The organism is Lactobacillus sp. M0390 (assembly GCF_016102085.1).
Lineage (GTDB): Bacteria > Bacillota > Bacilli > Lactobacillales > Lactobacillaceae > Lactobacillus > Lactobacillus apis.
In genome coordinates this window covers 732,282-747,817 of sequence record NZ_JACFPH010000001.1, presented here as the reverse complement: position 1 = coordinate 747,817, position 15,536 = coordinate 732,282, and the positions used below count along the sequence as shown (strand labels likewise).

The window sequence follows — 15,536 nt, the reverse complement described above, 5'->3', positions numbered from 1 at the left end:
CTTAATTAAGAAGACGAAAAGCATGTGCTTCTCGTCTTTTTCTGTGTTAAAAAATACGTTATGATCTATAAATAGTTTTTAGCAGTAAAATATAGTCAAACTTTACATAGGAGAAAAAAGATGGCTGAAAAAAATGAATTATTAAGTCTACTAAATAGGCGTATTACAGAAGTAGCTAATTTAATAAAAGAAAAAAATGCAGATGCTATACTCATTTTTAATCAAGCTAACTATCGTTATTTGACTAATTTTACTGGTGAAGAAGCACAGTTGATTTTGACAGCTGCAGGTGATCGGATTTTACTATCAGATTCGCGTTTTGCGGGCCAAATAAAGGCTCAGGCTCCTGGTGAAATGACTGTTATTATGAAGCATGGCAACCAAGATCAAGAAATATCTGATCAGTTAAAAAAGGCTAATCTGAAAAAAGTCTTGGTTGAAGGGGAATTTGTTTCAGCAACTGAATTATTTACTTTGCAAGAGCTTAATCCAGAAATTGATTTTGAACTTTGTGAAGAATTAGTTGAACGAGTTAGAAACGTTAAAGATCCGCTGGAAATTGAGATGCTCCGTCGTGCGATTAATATTTCAATGGATAGCTTCAATGAAATTCTACCTTTAGTAAAGCCAGGGGCAATTGAGCGTAATATTGGTGCCAAACTTGATTACCTCTTTAAAGTTAATGGAGGCGATGGCCCGAGCTTTGATACAATTATTGCTTCTGGCGTGCGTTCAGCTTGGGCACACGGAGTTGCAAGCGATAAAGTAATTGAAGATGGCGACATGGTTGTAATTGACTTTGGTGCCTTTTATAATGGTTACGCAGCTGACATTACGCGGACTGTAGCAGTTGGTAAAGTTGATCAAGAAATGCAAAAAATTTATGAGATTGTTCATGAAGCTCAAAGACGTGGTATCGAAGCAGCAGTGGTAGGCAATCAAGGTAGTGATGTTGACCATGCTGCCCGCGACTATATCACTGAACAAGGCTATGGTCAGTACTTCGGTCATGGCATTGGGCACGGAATCGGCTTAGAAATTCACGAACTCTGTCAACCGGCGTTACCATTTGGTAAGCAAGAATTGGTAAATAATATGGTTCATACTGTCGAGCCCGGAATTTACCTTCCTAATAAAGGTGGGGTTAGAATTGAAGATGATATTCTTGTTCACGACAATTCGCCAGAGACTTTATCTACTTTACCTAAGGATGAGTTAATTTCTTTATAAAGTTAGAGATTATTTATAGTAAAATCACGTGTTAATTGGTAAGATATTATTATGGAGATGAGGTTCTTAATATGACAATGATTTCAGTTAACGAGTTTAAAAATGGTTTGACCATCAAGTACAATAATGACTTATGGCGCATCGTTGAGTTCCAACATGTTAAACCTGGTAAAGGTAGTGCCTTTGTTCGTTCCAAGTTAAAGAGCTTAAACACTGGTGCAGTTCAAGAATATACATTCCGTTCCACTGCTAAAGTTGAAACTGCGGAAATCCAAACAAAGGGTATGCAATACCTTTATAACGATGGTTCAAATTATGTTTTCATGGATACAACTACTTATGATCAGTTAGCAATTCCAAATGAACAAATTACTGATGAAGCTAAGTATTTAAAGGAAAACATGGATGTTAGTGTAATTATGCATGATGGTAAGACATTAGGAATTCAATTACCTAACACGGTTGAATTAGCGGTTTCAAAAACTGAACCAAATATTAAGGGTGATACTTCTTCAGGTGGTGGTAAACCTGCTACAATGGAGACAGGTTTAGTAGTCAACGTGCCATTCTTTATTAATGAAGGCGATGTATTAATTATCAATACTGTTGATGGCACATACGTATCTCGCGCAAATAAATAGTTTTTTGAGGTAAACAAAATGGCAGATAGTTCAAAAATTGTCTTAGATGATAAAAATAACGGTGAAGAAATTGAAATAGATCCTAGTGTTCTTGAAGTTATTATGGGCATTGCTGCCGAAAAAGTTGACGGTGTGGCTGAAATGCATGGCAATGTCAGATCTGGAATTAACTGGGTTTTAGGTCGCGAAGATTTACGTCGCGGTGTCGAAATTAGAGTAAACGAAGATGGTGACTTAATTGCTGACGTCTACGTTGGTCTTGAAGCTGGCTGTAATGTGCCAAAAATCGCAAAGGATCTTCAAAAGTCATTAAGACAGCAAGTGCTTCAAATGACTGATCTGACTCTCAAGGAAATTAATGTCCATGTAATCGGTCTAGTATTCCCAGAGGAAGAAGAGCAGGATGATAGTGGTACCTCTCAACTTTTCTCTGACATTGATGAAAAGGATAAAAATGAATCAACACGAGAGTCGTAGAGTTGCAATGCAGGCTGTATATTTAGCTAATCAAGATTTAAAGTATACACCTGCTGAAGTTGAGGCGAAAACCGTTGCAATGCTTGATTTAAAAGAACTTTCTGCTTATTCAAAGACTTTAATTGAAGGTGTGATTGAAAAGCGGGACGAGCTAAAAGGTCAGCTTGCTTCTTATCTGAAGAAAAACTGGCGTATTGATCGAATTGACCAAATTTCGCTGGCTATTTTAGAAATAGCTCTATTTGAAATTAAATATAGCGATGAAATTGAGCCTAAAGCAGCGGTCAATGAAGCTTTGAACTTATGTGATGAGTTTGCAGATCCAAAAACTAAACCGTTTATTAACGGTATTTTGGCAAATTTCATCCAAAAATAATTAATAGTCGGCTTGATAGCCGGCTATTTTTTTAAAAAAGGAATAAACTAATGGGTCAATTTCTAGATGGAAAGAACTTAGCTGATGAGCGCGCGGCTATACTAAAGACACAGGTTAGTGAATTAAAAAGTCAGGGAATAGTTCCATTATTTTGCGTAATTAATATTGGTGATGATCCAAGCAGTAAGCTCTATATTAAAACTAAAAAAAGGCGAGCAGATGAAATTGGAATTGTTCAAAAAGTCTATCAACTGCCTAAAACACAGAGTCAGCAGTCTTTGTTAACTCTGATTGATCGGTTAAATCAGGATAAAAAAGTTTACGGTATTATGATCCAGTTACCGGTCCCACCGCAAATTAACCTCAATGAAGCATTGGAACATATCGATCCAGAAAAAGATGTCGATTGTTTGACGCCGAGTAATGTAGGCCGTTTATGGCGCGGTGACCATTATGTCGAACCTGCAACAGCTCATGGTGTATTGGCATTACTTGATCACTATCAAATTAAGTTACATGGCAAAAAAGTGGTAATCATCGGTCGTAGTAGTATTGTTGGCAAGCCATTAGCTGCTTTAATGCTAGAACGAGATGCGACAGTTTCTATTTTGCATTCAAAAACAAAACAGCTTGCTGAATATACCAAAAATGCCGATATACTTGTTTCAGCTGTTGGACACGCTAACTTGGTTACGCCAGAGATGGTCAAAGAAAATGCAGTGGTGATTGATGTTGGCATTAATAGAGTTAACAATCAAACTGTTGGGGATGTTAATACTGTATTGGTTAAACCTAAAGTGAGCTTTATTACGCCAGTCCCTGGAGGAATTGGTCCTTTAACTGTAGAATCATTGATGGAGCAAGTTGTTAAACTAACAAGGAGAAAAAATGGCAGATAATAAGTATCTTACAGTTACGGATCTGAATTACTATATTACACAGAAGTTCAAAAATGATCCGTATTTGCATAAAGTTTTTCTTCAAGGTGAACTGTCTAATTTTCGCTATCGCAGAAATTCTCATCAATATTTTTCGTTGAAAGATGAAAAATCCAAAATAAATGTGGTAATGTTCCGTTCATATTTTGATAAGGTTAAATTCAAGCCTGAAGAGGGTATGAAGGTCTATATTTCGGGTTATGTAAGTGTATATGGTCCTCAGGGAACCTACCAGTTTTATGCCGAATCAATGGAACCTGCTGGTCTTGGGGCACTATATGAGCAGTTAAAACAATTGCAAAGAAAATTATCTGACGAAGGTTTGTTTGATGAAGTCCATAAGAGGCCATTGCCAAAGTTTCCAGATCATATTGCAGTAGTTACAAGTGCTTCCGGAGCAGTAATTCATGATATTTTGGTTACTGTCAATCGCAGATTTCCTCATGCCGAAGTTGATTTATTTCCTGCTCAAGTTCAAGGAGATCGTGCTGCAGATTCTTTGGTGGAAGCAATGAAACAAATTACCAGTTATGGTGACAAATATGATGTCATGATTATTGGTAGAGGTGGTGGCTCGCTTGAAGATTTGTGGCCTTTTAATGAAGAAAAAGTGGTTCGGCAAGTTTATGATATGAGTATGCCGGTTATTTCATCAGTTGGTCATGAAACTGATACTACCTTGTGTGATTTGGTGGCTGATGCCCGTGCTGCAACACCCACTGCTGCAGCTGAATATGCAACACCTAACTTGCCTGATGAATTAGCTAATATTCATCAATTACAAAGCAGCCTATTGGCAAGTATGCAGAATATTATTCGAGTTAGACGTGAATATTTGAATCGTATTAACAATTCGGTCATTATGAGAGAACCGGCCAGACTATATGACGAGCAGGCCCAAACCGTCGATTTATTACGTGAGCGGCTTCACAGTAGCATGATTCATCTACTTGAGCGGCAAAGACAACAATATCAACTTACAAAGCAAAAGCTAGTTGGTGTGAATCCAGAAAAGAAAATTGAGCAAGTGCTTCAACAAGAGAACTTTTTCTACCAAAAACTAGTTTCCAATATGCAGACGCTTTTACGCGAAAAAAGGCATCATTTGGCTCAAGCCGGTCAGCAATTGAACGACTACAGTCCCTTAATGACGCTTGATCGTGGTTATGCTTATGTAACTGATGATACGCAGAAGACAATTACTTCTGTGGATCAATTGAAGAAGAATAATGAAATAAACATTAATTTTAAAGATGGTAAAGCACAGGCTGTTGTAAAAGCAGTTAGGAGAAACGAAAATGGCAACTAAGAAAAATAACTTCGAAGAAGAATTAAATGAATTACAAAAAATTGTTAGCAACCTTGAAAATGGTAATGTAGCCTTAGAAGATGCATTGACTGAATTTCAAACTGGAGTAAAACTGAGTAAGGACTTAAACAAACGTTTAACGGAAGCAGAGGAGACTGTTGCCAAATTAATTGATAGTGATGGTACAGAACATCAATTAGATCCAAATGACGCTGCAGCACCGGAAGAATAATATGAATTTTGTAGAATTTAGAAAAAAATGGACACCCAAAATTGATCAATATTTAGAGGAACATTTAAAACAAGACGTTGATGACAAAAAAATAAGTCAAATTATGACCTATTCAGTAATGGCTGGTGGTAAAAGACTGCGGCCCTTATTGTTTCTGGCTACCTTAGATTCTTTAAATAAGGACATTACGAATTCTGAAGTTCAAATTGCTTGTGGTATCGAACTAATCCACACGTATTCTTTGATTCATGATGATTTACCTGCGATGGATAATGATGATTATCGCCGTGGCAAATTAACCAGTCATAAAAAATGGGGTGAAGCTGAAGCAATATTGGCTGGAGACGCATTGCTTCCATTAGGAATTCAATGGATTGCAGAAGGTAGTAAGTCATATGAATTGGTTAAAATTATTACTTCAGCAGTTGGACCCAACGGCATGGTTGGAGGACAATATCTTGACATTGATTCAACCAATAATGCAAGTGTGGCTGATGACGAAGTTTTAATTGATCGAATGGAATGGTTAAAAACAGGTTGCTTGATTGAAGCTTGTGTCAAAATGGGTGCTGTTTATGCGGGAGCAGATGAAAATAGTAAGACAAATCTAATTAAATTTGCCGATAATTTTGGTCGAGCATACCAAATTTATGATGATTTAGTTGATGTCGTTCAAACTAGTAAAGAGGCTGGAAAAGCAACTCACAAGGACCAAGAAAATGGTAAGAACAATACTTTAACAATTCTTGGTATTGAACAAAGTAGAAGTGAACTAACCAAATTAATTGCTGAGGCAAAAGCAAATTTAACGAGTCTTAACAATGGAGTTTTAACTGGTTTTCTAGATTTATATCAAAAGGTGCTCTAAAAAATGAAAGAAAGAGCTGACATACTATTAGCTAAACAAGGACTTTTTAACTCTCGAACTCAGGCACAGCGAGCAATTATGGCTGGTTTGGTTTCGGATCACAATCATCAGCGGATTGATAAGAGTGGAACAAGTTTTCCTGAAGATGAACATTTTTATATTAAAAAGTCGGATAAAAAATATGTCTCACGTGGGGGTTTTAAGCTCGAAAAAGCCCTTGAATCGTTCGAAATTGATTTAACAGATAAAATATGTCTTGATATTGGAGCTTCTACCGGTGGTTTTACAGATGTTGCACTACAGAACCACGCCAAAATGGTGTATGCACTTGACGTAGGATACAATCAGTTGGCTTGGCAGTTGCGAGATGACAAACGCGTTGTGGTCATGGAAAAGCAAAATTTCCGTTTTAGTAAACCTGAAGATTTTACCCAAGGATTACCTGATTTTGCGATGACTGACGTTTCTTTTATTTCACTTGATCTAATTATGCCGCCAATGTACGACATTCTTAAAAATGATTGTGATGCTGTTTGCCTAATTAAGCCTCAATTTGAAGCGGGGCCAGAAAATGTTGGTAAACACGGAATTGTTCATGACCACCAGGTTCATTGCAATGTAATTGAACATACCATCGAAAAAGCGCGTGAAATAGGCTTTAACGTGCTAGGCCTTGATTATTCACCAATTAAAGGTGGCAAAGGCAATATTGAATTTTTAGTTCATTTGCAAAAAAGTGAAGAAAATGGTGGGCAAATGCTATGGTCAGGAACCCCTGAAGAAGTTGTTGAACGAGCAGTTGCTGAGCTTTAGGAGATAATTATGTTAGTTGAACTGGATATTAAAAACTTCGCCATTATTAAGGCTTTGAAGGTTCGCTTTCAAGAACATATGACAGTGCTAATTGGTGAAACTGGTGCTGGTAAATCTATTATTATTGATGCCGTTTCACTATTGATGGGTGGAAGAAGCCAAAAAGAAATGGTTCGTAGTGGTGAAAAGAAGGCTGTTATTACAGGTCTTTTTGAAATTGACAATCAAGCCACTAAAATTACAGAACTATGTGAGCAGTATGGCTTGCCAATTTCAGACGGGCAACTTGTGATTAGTAGGGAGCTTGCCGTTAAAGGTCGTAATGTAGTCAGAATTAATGGACAGTTAACGACGATTAACGTTCTACGAGAATTGGGTTATTATCTGGTTGATATTCATGGTCAAAATGATCAACAAATTTTAATGGATCAGGACCGGCAAATTGATTTAGTTGATAATTACGCTCCAGAACAATTTAAAAAAGAGCTAGCGGAGTACCAAGCCAATTTCGCTACTTGGGAAAAGTTAAGCGACCGGTTGAACCATTTGCGAAGTGACGCTCAAGAGTTAGCCCAAAAGCAGGATATTTTAACCTTTCAAAGTGAAGAATTATCTTCTGCCAACTTAACTGATCCAACAGAAGACGAGCAACTAGAAGAGGACTACAACGAATTAAGTAACTATCAAAAAATCGTGGATACTGCCAATTACTTAATGCAGTTGTACGATGATGACGAACACGGTTTGGAAACACTACTAGGTAATGCTCAAAGTGCTGCAAATGAACTCGGCGAATATGGTGCTAAGTTTAAGGACATTGCCAAAACAATTGATGACGGTGTCTTTGCATTAAGTGATGCCAGAAGTGAACTATCAAATGTCTTAGATGAAATGGACTTTGATGAGGAACGCTATCAATATGTTACAAGTAGATTAGATTTACTTAATTCGCTGAAGAAAAAGTATGGCCCTACTTTGCAGGATGTGTTTGCTTTTTATGAAAAAGTACAAAAAGAGTTGAGTCAATATGAAACTGGCGGTCTGGATGAAGAAAAACTGCAAAAAGAAGTAGCTCAAGTTGAAAGTAAGCTAACTGAAGAAGCAAAGAAACTTCATCAGATGCGTGAAAAAGTTGCAAATACATTAGAAGAGAAGATTAAGCAAGAACTTAAAGACTTATACATGGCAAAGGCCCGTTTTGCAATAGATATTTCGACTACTAAGGGTTTCACCAAAAAGGGAACAGATGAAGTTGTGTTCCTAATCGCTCCTAATCCGGGAGAAGATTTAATGCCATTGGTAAAAATTGTTTCAGGTGGTGAGCAATCAAGGTTGATTTTAGCGCTTAAAGCAATTTTTAGTCGGGTTGAACCTGTAGGAACAATGATTTTTGATGAAATTGATACTGGTGTCTCTGGAAGAGTTTCAGCGGCAATTGGAAAGAAATTGCATTCAATTGGACAAAATAAACAGGTTATTGCCATAACTCATTCGCCTCAGGTAGCTGCAGCTAGTGATCAAAAGTACTTAGTTGCCAAGGAAGTTAAAGATGGTGCAACCTACACTCAAATAGGTCCATTAACCCAGGAAGAAACAGTAACTGCAATTGCCGAAATGATGGCAGGAAGCGATGTTACTCAAGCTGCAAAACAAAACGCGAAAGACCTAATGAGGAGTTTTAAAAAGAAAGAATGAGATATCTCGAAAAAATAAAATTAGATTCTAAAGAAGTGAAGCAGGCTCGTCAGCTAGCTAAAGTAATTCATGAACACGATAAAACTTTTTGTGATATCTATTTAAGTAATCAATACAATTATTTTAAGGATATGCCTACTTTTATTCTAGCTTATGATAATGAAGAGCTAATAGGTCTAACAATGCTTTATGCTGATGAGAAGCCGGATGAAGAAGTTGACATTCATGTGGAAGTAGCGCCCAAAAAACGTCAACAAGGCATAGCTACTGAAATGATTAAGCGTGCAAAAAAGATTCTGAATAAATATGGTTATCAGAACTATGATTTTGTTAGCGAGAAAGCTTTTATAGAACAAAATCCGACATATTTGTCCAATAATAATTTAAAAGTTGATGCTGCTGACTATCATATGAGTACACAAAATCCAGAGAAAATTTTTCAAGATGATAAACTGAATCGCATACTAGGCGTGCGTCAGATGGTCAAAACGGATTTTAATAATGTTGCAAGTATTTATAGTGTAGCTTTTGATCTAGATATTGCGAACGCTAAAACTTATATTGCCGAAAGTTTGGCTGATGATCAAATGCTGAGTTTTGTTTTAACTTATAAAGAAGACGTGATTGGCTATTGTGCTGTTGATGACGGGTATTTCTTTGGTTTATTTGTTGCTCGCGACTATCAGGGACATGGATATGCTAGCTTCTTTATTAAAAAAATGATGGAAATTTTGATTAGAAAAGGAATAAACGAGTTTTCGCTTGATGTGGAACCTGATAACATAGCGGCAGTTCGGACATATCAAAATGCTGGCTTAAAAATAGTTAGTGAAACTTACTATTTAGTGAAAGAAAAATAGTAAAAAAAGAGTTGAGAAATATTTCTCAACTCTTTTTTTATTAAGCTAAATCGACCCTAAAAATATTATCTAAGTCAATAACTTTTATTAGCTTTTGGTTAGTTGTGCGCAAGGCAAAGCGTCCTGCAGAAATGTGCTTAATGACCTGGCCAATTTCACTAGTACCATCTTGATATCTTAATAGGACATAAGCCCGGTGAAGTAAAGCAAATTCTAAAGAAGATAGAATTTCACTGTGATATTGGTCATAAATACTCAGTTTATCAATGTCATAATCAAATAAATAGTGATAGATTTTTTTAAGTGAGTTTTTCATCAATCATACCTCAGTTTTTCTCGAACACTTGTTTGACTCTTTATATTATAAGAACATTTGTTCAGAAAAACAATACTTTTTCCAAAAATAATTTCCATCATGCGCTACTTTAAAATTCCTTGTTGTACATAATAAATAGGTAGAACTTGAAAATATTCTGCATTTAGTGCAAACTAGACATAATAGCTTTTATTAGGGGAGTATGGCATGACAGAAAAAGGCTTGTTGCTTGTTCTTTCTGGTCCTTCAGGAGTAGGAAAGGGCACTGTGAAAAGTGCAATCGTAGATGGTAAAGTTTTTCCGTTTGAATATTCGGTTTCGATGACAACAAGAAAACCTAGACCGGGCGAGGTAGATGGTAAAGATTATTACTTTGTTAGCGAAGAAAGATTTCAAGAAGCCATTAACCAAGGTGAACTTTTAGAATATAATAAGTACGTTGATCATTTTTATGGGACACCTTTAGTACCGGTTAAGCGAATGCTTGAAGAAGGCAAAGATGTACTGCTGGAAATCGATGTTAATGGAGCAAAAAAGGTACGAGAAAAAATGCCTGACGGAGTTTTTATCTTTTTAACGCCACCAGATTTGCATACATTACATCAACGTCTAGAAAATCGTGGGACTGAGTCTGAAGATGTTATTATGGGAAGAATCAAGCAGGCGCGTAATGAAATTTTAGTCATGCAAGATTATGATTATGCGGTGGTCAATGATACTGTTGCAAATGCAGTTGATCACATTAAGGCAATCGTAGATGCTGAACATGTCAGCGTAAAACGCGTGATTGATACTTACCGTAAAATGGTTAGGGAGGATTAAAGATGAGAGTTACATATCCATCAATTGATAAATTGTTAGCCCAAGTGGATTCAAGATATTCACTATCAGTTCTTGCTGCAAAGCGTGCACATGAACTTGAAGCTGGTGATCCAGAGGCATTGAAAGAATATAAATCATTAAAGCCCGTCGGAAAGGCCCTTGAGGAGATTGAAGCCGGTAAAGTTACCGTCGATTCAAGCCATCGCGAGGTTAATCAGTAGTTGGTTGAATTATTTAACCTCCATCTCTTTTGGGATGGAGGTTATTTTTTTAAGGATGATTAAATGATTGCGCAAGTAGTAATTGATATTGCAGCAAAACAGACTGACCGCATTTTTGAATATTATGTACCAGATGACTTAGATGGTGTAGAAATTGGCTCACGAGTATTTGTACCATTTGGTTCACGTAAATTGCAGGGTTTTGTCGTTGGCCTCAGTGAAAAAAGCAAATATCAGGGTGAATTAAAAGATTTGCTTTTAGTAGTGGATGAAATGCCACCGTTAACACCTGAATTAGTTGAATTATCTAACGCGCTGGCTAATCGGATTTTTGCCTATCGAATTTCGATTCTTAAGACAATGCTCCCAAGAGTGATGCGGGCAAATTACCGCAAAATCTTGGTACCGATAACCGACGAAGCAAAAAAAATGCCATACTTTCACGGTGATCCAATTGATTTAGCTAATGTGACTGATAATCAAGAGATTGGTCGCATTAATAGCTTGCTACGCAGTCAAGATGCCAAGATAGAATATTTGGTTGAAAATCGTGCCAAAGTAAAAACAGCCAATTGTTATGAACTTACTTTAGCTAAAAAAGATTATATTAGTTTGTATGAAGAGCTTCGTACAAATGCCGTTAAGCAGCGACAACTATTAATGTTTGTCATTGAAAATTATGAACAATTTCCAATGATGCAAAATGAACTTGAGCAAGGGGCTCAGCTCAAAACAGAAACTTTAACAAGCGCGATTAAAAAAGGTTGGCTTGAAAGAAGTCAAACTGAAATTTATCGTGATCCAATAGCTAGCTATGGACGGTCTAAAGCAAGTCAACCAAAGGTTGAGTTAAATGAGGACCAGAAAGAAGCACTTGCGCAAATTACCCCTGCGATTCAAACTAAAACGGCTAAGACTTTTTTATTAGAAGGGATTACGGGTAGTGGCAAAACTGAAGTCTACTTGAATGCAATTAGTAAGACGCTTGAGCTTGGCAAAAATGCGTTAATGCTAGTACCAGAAATCTCACTAACACCGCAGATGGTTGAGCAAGTAAAAAATCGTTTTGGTGATCAAATAGCGGTATTGCACAGTGGTTTATCTGAAGGGGAATTATATGATGAATGGCGTCGTATAAGACGCGGGGAGGTTCATGTTGTAGTAGGTGCACGAAGCGCGGTTTTTGCTCCTTTAACTAACATCGGTTTAATTGTAATTGATGAAGAACATGAATCGTCTTATAAGCAAGAAGACAATCCGCGTTATCATGCACGGGATGTTGCAATTTGGCGTAGTAAATACAATTCTTGTCCTTTAGTTCTGGGTAGTGCCACTCCGTCTCTTGATAGCCGTGCACGAGCCCAGAAAGGTGTTTATCAGTTATTAGAACTTCCAAAACGTGCCAATGCCAAGAAACTACCTGAAGTAAATTTAATAGACTTAAAAAAGGCTGATTTTGCAGGTAATCAACTTGATTTATCAATTCAACTAGTTGATGCAATCAAGCAAAGACTGCAAAAAAATGAACAAGTAATTTTAATGCTAAATCGACGTGGCTTTGCCAGTTTTATGCTTTGTCGTGAATGTGGTTACGTAATGAAATGTCCTAATTGTGACCTTTCATTGACAATGCATAAGGATACCCAACAAATGCAGTGTCATTATTGTGGCTATACAACTGCAATTCCACAAATTTGTCCAAATTGTCACAGTAAACGAATCAGATTTTTAGGTACCGGAACGCAGAAGGTGTTAGAAGAGTTGAATGAGCTAATACCCAAAGCAAGAGTGTTACGGATGGACGTTGATACGACGAGAAGAAAAGGTGCTTTTAAAAAAATTCTTGATACTTTTGGAAATCATGAGGCAGATATTCTATTGGGCACACAGATGATAGCCAAGGGACTGGATTTTCCCAATGTAACTTTAGTTGGTGTAATCAATGCTGATACGGGTTTGTGGGTGCCAGATTACAATGCATCTGAACGTACCTTTGAGCTTTTGACACAAGTAGCTGGTCGGGCAGGACGTGCTGAAAAGACTGGCGAAGTCATAATACAAACTTTTAATCCAGATCATTACGCTATTAAATTTGCTAAAAAACAGGATTATGAGAATTTTTATGCTTATGAAATGAAAGTGCGTCATGCTGGTAATTATCCACCATACTTTTATACCGTTTTGGTTTCTGTTGCATCCAAAAATGAGCAAAATGCTGCTAAGGAAGCATTCAAAATTAAAAAGCAACTTCAGCAACATTTGAGTAGTTCGGCAATTATCTTAGGACCATCACCAAGCGCAATTTCTCGCCTAAAAAATCAATATTATTATCAAATACTGGTAAAATATAAAAAAGAAGACAATTTAAATAGCTTATTACATCAAATCCAGGATTCTGCACAAAAAGTGAAGAGATATGGATTAAATATTTATATCGACAATGAACCAGAACGAATCATGTAAAGGGGATATGTTTAATGACATCAATAATTTTTATGGGAACACCAGATTTTTCTGTACCAATTTTAAAAGGACTAGTCGAAAATAATTATGAAATTAAGGCTGTAGTGACGCAACCAGATAAAAAGGTTGGTCGAAAGCAGCAAGTTACTAAAACGCCTGTTAAAGTGGCAGCTGAAGAACTCAATTTACCGATTTATCAGCCTACTAAGTTGGCTCGTTCTGAAGAAGTCGAAGAGCTGATTGAAATGCACGCTGATCTTATTGTTACAGCAGCATATGGTCAATTTTTACCAACTAAATTTTTAAACTCAGTTAAAATTGCTGCGGTTAATGTTCACGGCTCACTTTTACCTAAATATCGTGGTGGAGCGCCAATTCAATATTCTGTGATTAATGGTGATCAAGAAACAGGTATCACTATTATGGAAATGGTCAAGGAAATGGATGCAGGCGACATTTATGCGCAAAAGGCAATTAAGATAGAGCCTGATGATACTACTGGTAGCGTTTTTGATAAATTATCACTTGTTGGTCGAGACTTGCTTTTAGAGACACTTCCACATATAATTGCTCATCCAGATGAAAAAACGGCGCAGGATCCTGATCAGGTCGTTTTCTCTCCGAATATCAGCAAGCAACAAGAAAAAATTAGTTTGACGTTAACTGCGTCACAAGCAAATAACTTAATAAGAGGGCTCAATCCTGATCCAGGCGCTTACCTAATGCTTGGAAATAGTCGACTTAAAGTTTGGCAAGCTCAAGTTCCTGAAGAAAAAACAACTTTGCCCGCTGGAAGTTTAGTTGCTAATGATAATCGTTTCGCAATTAGTTTTGCGGAAGGCACCGTTTTGAATCTGCTAGAAGTTCAACCAGCTGGAAAGAAGAAAATGTCAATTCAGAGCTTTTTGAATGGTCAAGGTAGTAAGTTTAAAGTAGGAGAACAAGTAGTTGACGGATAAAAGTGCTCGCTTTATTGCTTTAGAAACTTTAATACACATATTTAATGATGGTTCATATTCAAATATTAGCTTGAATAATAGCTTACGCAATTCTAATTTATCGGAAACTGACCGCAACTTTGCTACCAGGCTTGTTTATGGTACGGTTCAATATAAGATTTATTTGGAATTTCAATTGCATGATTTAATCAAAACCAAGCTAAAAGAAGACTATCTAAAGCCATTGTTATTAATGTCAGCTTATCAACTCTTTTTTATGGATAAAGTTCCTAACCGAGCAGTTTTAAACGAAGCTAATATTTTGGCTAAACAGTTTGGAAAGCGTAATTCGACTGGCTATAAAATAGTTAATGGAATCTTGCGCTCTTTAATTAGACGTGGGCCAGTTTTACCTGAAAAAGAGCAGCAGATAAATTATTTAAGCGTCAAAGAAAGCGTCCCAGAATGGTTAGTTAAGTACTTAGTTGATCATTGGGGAATTGAACGAACAGAAAGTATTCTGGCAAGTATTAATGAACCAGCTAAAAATACTGTTCGTCTTTCTCGGTTGGCGAATCCAAATAAAGTTGTCAGTGAATTGAATGAATTAGGCTTCTCGCCACAACCTTCCCAATTGACGAGTGAAGAATTGGTTTTGGATCATGGCGGTGTTAGTTCAACTAACTTATTTAAATCTGGCAAACTAACCATTCAAGATGAAGCTGCTAGCTTAGCAGTGAGCGCTTTTGATTTTACAGGAAATGAAAAAGTTCTCGATGCCTGTAGTGCCCCAGGAGGTAAAACAGTGCAGATTGCTGAAAACCTAGACAGTGGCACAGTTACGGCGTTGGATATTCATGCCAATAAACTACGCTTGGTTAAGCAAAACGCTGAACGAATGAATGTAGCTGAGCGGGTAATCACCAAGGAAATGGATGCTCGTAAGGTGGATAGTGAATTCAGCAAAAATTCTTTTGATAAGATTTTAGTGGATGCTCCTTGTTCAGGATTAGGATTACTTAGAAGAAAACCAGAAATTCGCTACAATAAAACCCTGGCTGATCTAACCAAGCTGCAACAAATTCAGTTGGCGATTCTTGATCATGTTAGTCAATTACTGAAGCAGAATGGAGAGCTAGTATATTCTACCTGTACGATTGCAAGTGAAGAAGACGAAGACGTTGTAGAAATTTTCTTAAAAGAGCATCCGGAGTTTGAATTACAGTCATTCACTACAGGTAATATGGATGCGCCAAATGGTTTAATTAAGCTTTTACCGGACAGTTATGGCAGTGATGGCTTCTTTATTGCCAAGTTTATAGCACGAGGTTAACATT

Annotated in this window: 17 protein-coding genes; 16 read left to right on the top strand and 1 reads right to left on the bottom strand. The window is 37.0% G+C overall.

The features are described from left to right. Positions 1-120 precede the first annotated feature (120 nt). The 11 genes from H3R25_RS03540 (at position 121) to H3R25_RS03490 (ending at position 9,439) form a co-directional block, all read left to right on the top strand. Entirely contained in the window at positions 121-1,230 is a 1,110-nt protein-coding gene (locus H3R25_RS03540) for a Xaa-Pro peptidase family protein (protein ID WP_074425124.1), read from the top strand. A 71-nt stretch (positions 1,231-1,301) separates the two neighbouring features. Beyond that, positions 1,302-1,871, top strand: a complete 570-nt coding sequence (gene efp / locus H3R25_RS03535; RefSeq protein ID WP_046307177.1) for an elongation factor P — start codon at positions 1,302-1,304, stop codon at positions 1,869-1,871. An 18-nt stretch (positions 1,872-1,889) separates the two neighbouring features. After that, positions 1,890-2,348 (top strand): Asp23/Gls24 family envelope stress response protein, encoded by a 459-nt coding sequence (locus tag H3R25_RS03530; protein WP_046307175.1) that lies wholly within the window; start codon positions 1,890-1,892, stop codon positions 2,346-2,348. After that, a complete protein-coding gene (nusB, locus tag H3R25_RS03525; RefSeq protein ID WP_046307173.1) occupies positions 2,326-2,724 on the top strand; it encodes a transcription antitermination factor NusB in 399 nt (132 codons plus the stop codon). Before H3R25_RS03530 ends, nusB begins: the two co-directional genes overlap by 23 nt. Positions 2,725-2,774: 50 nt before the next feature. Next, entirely contained in the window at positions 2,775-3,623 is an 849-nt protein-coding gene (locus H3R25_RS03520; RefSeq protein WP_074425126.1) for a tetrahydrofolate dehydrogenase/cyclohydrolase catalytic domain-containing protein, read from the top strand. Beyond that, the gene (xseA, locus tag H3R25_RS03515) at positions 3,613-4,971 is read left to right on the top strand and encodes an exodeoxyribonuclease VII large subunit (RefSeq protein WP_198194312.1); all 1,359 of its coding nucleotides are present in this window, start codon (positions 3,613-3,615) and stop codon (positions 4,969-4,971) included. Before H3R25_RS03520 ends, xseA begins: the two co-directional genes overlap by 11 nt. Further along, on the top strand, positions 4,961-5,203 hold the full coding sequence (locus H3R25_RS03510; RefSeq protein WP_046307168.1) for an exodeoxyribonuclease VII small subunit: 243 nt from the start codon (positions 4,961-4,963) through the stop codon (positions 5,201-5,203). The genes xseA and H3R25_RS03510 overlap by 11 nt, the downstream gene beginning before the upstream one ends. A 1-nt stretch (position 5,204) precedes the next feature. Continuing rightward, positions 5,205-6,071 (top strand): polyprenyl synthetase family protein, encoded by an 867-nt coding sequence (locus H3R25_RS03505; protein ID WP_198194311.1) that lies wholly within the window; start codon positions 5,205-5,207, stop codon positions 6,069-6,071. A 3-nt stretch (positions 6,072-6,074) separates the two neighbouring features. After that, the gene (locus tag H3R25_RS03500; protein WP_187158049.1) at positions 6,075-6,884 is read left to right on the top strand and encodes a TlyA family RNA methyltransferase; all 810 of its coding nucleotides are present in this window, start codon (positions 6,075-6,077) and stop codon (positions 6,882-6,884) included. Between the two features lie 9 nt (positions 6,885-6,893). Continuing rightward, a complete protein-coding gene (gene recN, locus H3R25_RS03495) occupies positions 6,894-8,579 on the top strand; it encodes a DNA repair protein RecN (protein WP_198194310.1) in 1,686 nt (561 codons plus the stop codon). Beyond that, the gene (locus H3R25_RS03490) at positions 8,576-9,439 is read left to right on the top strand and encodes a GNAT family N-acetyltransferase (RefSeq protein WP_198194309.1); all 864 of its coding nucleotides are present in this window, start codon (positions 8,576-8,578) and stop codon (positions 9,437-9,439) included. The genes recN and H3R25_RS03490 overlap by 4 nt, the downstream gene beginning before the upstream one ends. 40 nt (positions 9,440-9,479) lie before the next feature. On the opposite strand, the gene H3R25_RS03485 is transcribed toward H3R25_RS03490, so the two are convergent. Then, positions 9,480-9,755 carry a hypothetical protein gene (locus H3R25_RS03485; RefSeq protein WP_046307161.1) on the bottom strand — a complete coding sequence of 92 codons (276 nt, stop codon included), beginning with the start codon at positions 9,753-9,755 and terminating at the stop codon, positions 9,480-9,482. A gap of 207 nt (positions 9,756-9,962) precedes the next feature. On the opposite strand from H3R25_RS03485, the gene gmk reads away from it, so the two are divergent. From gmk to rsmB, 5 genes are all read left to right on the top strand, one after another. Beyond that, positions 9,963-10,577, top strand: a complete 615-nt coding sequence (gmk, locus tag H3R25_RS03480) for a guanylate kinase (RefSeq protein WP_046307159.1) — start codon at positions 9,963-9,965, stop codon at positions 10,575-10,577. A gap of 2 nt (positions 10,578-10,579) precedes the next feature. Further along, on the top strand, positions 10,580-10,798 hold the full coding sequence (rpoZ, locus tag H3R25_RS03475; protein WP_046307157.1) for a DNA-directed RNA polymerase subunit omega: 219 nt from the start codon (positions 10,580-10,582) through the stop codon (positions 10,796-10,798). 63 nt (positions 10,799-10,861) lie between these two features. Then, positions 10,862-13,261 (top strand): primosomal protein N', encoded by a 2,400-nt coding sequence (priA, locus tag H3R25_RS03470; RefSeq protein WP_198194308.1) that lies wholly within the window; start codon positions 10,862-10,864, stop codon positions 13,259-13,261. A 14-nt stretch (positions 13,262-13,275) separates the two neighbouring features. Then, positions 13,276-14,220, top strand: coding sequence for a methionyl-tRNA formyltransferase (fmt, locus tag H3R25_RS03465; protein WP_198194307.1), 945 nt, complete (start codon positions 13,276-13,278; stop codon positions 14,218-14,220). Next, positions 14,210-15,532 (top strand): 16S rRNA (cytosine(967)-C(5))-methyltransferase RsmB, encoded by a 1,323-nt coding sequence (gene rsmB, locus H3R25_RS03460; RefSeq protein ID WP_198194306.1) that lies wholly within the window; start codon positions 14,210-14,212, stop codon positions 15,530-15,532. Before fmt ends, rsmB begins: the two co-directional genes overlap by 11 nt. Positions 15,533-15,536: the final 4 nt, after the last annotated feature.

Bases quoted from the DNA above. Each gene is read 5' to 3' on its own strand.
- fmt (WP_198194307.1), top strand. From the start codon at position 13,276: ATGACATCAATAATTTTTATGGGAACACCAGATTTTTCTGTACCAATT.
- H3R25_RS03530 (WP_046307175.1), top strand. From the start codon at position 1,890: ATGGCAGATAGTTCAAAAATTGTCTTAGATGATAAAAATAACGGTGAA.
- H3R25_RS03520 (WP_074425126.1), top strand. From the start codon at position 2,775: ATGGGTCAATTTCTAGATGGAAAGAACTTAGCTGATGAGCGCGCGGCT.
- gmk (WP_046307159.1), top strand. From the start codon at position 9,963: ATGACAGAAAAAGGCTTGTTGCTTGTTCTTTCTGGTCCTTCAGGAGTA.
- H3R25_RS03490 (WP_198194309.1), top strand. From the start codon at position 8,576: ATGAGATATCTCGAAAAAATAAAATTAGATTCTAAAGAAGTGAAGCAG.
- nusB (WP_046307173.1), top strand. From the start codon at position 2,326: ATGAATCAACACGAGAGTCGTAGAGTTGCAATGCAGGCTGTATATTTA.
- priA (WP_198194308.1), top strand. From the start codon at position 10,862: ATGATTGCGCAAGTAGTAATTGATATTGCAGCAAAACAGACTGACCGC.
- H3R25_RS03540 (WP_074425124.1), top strand. From the start codon at position 121: ATGGCTGAAAAAAATGAATTATTAAGTCTACTAAATAGGCGTATTACA.
- H3R25_RS03485 (WP_046307161.1), bottom strand. From the start codon at position 9,755: ATGAAAAACTCACTTAAAAAAATCTATCACTATTTATTTGATTATGAC.
- efp (WP_046307177.1), top strand. From the start codon at position 1,302: ATGACAATGATTTCAGTTAACGAGTTTAAAAATGGTTTGACCATCAAG.
- recN (WP_198194310.1), top strand. From the start codon at position 6,894: ATGTTAGTTGAACTGGATATTAAAAACTTCGCCATTATTAAGGCTTTG.
- H3R25_RS03505 (WP_198194311.1), top strand. From the start codon at position 5,205: ATGAATTTTGTAGAATTTAGAAAAAAATGGACACCCAAAATTGATCAA.
- xseA (WP_198194312.1), top strand. From the start codon at position 3,613: ATGGCAGATAATAAGTATCTTACAGTTACGGATCTGAATTACTATATT.
- rpoZ (WP_046307157.1), top strand. From the start codon at position 10,580: ATGAGAGTTACATATCCATCAATTGATAAATTGTTAGCCCAAGTGGAT.
- H3R25_RS03500 (WP_187158049.1), top strand. From the start codon at position 6,075: ATGAAAGAAAGAGCTGACATACTATTAGCTAAACAAGGACTTTTTAAC.
- H3R25_RS03510 (WP_046307168.1), top strand. From the start codon at position 4,961: ATGGCAACTAAGAAAAATAACTTCGAAGAAGAATTAAATGAATTACAA.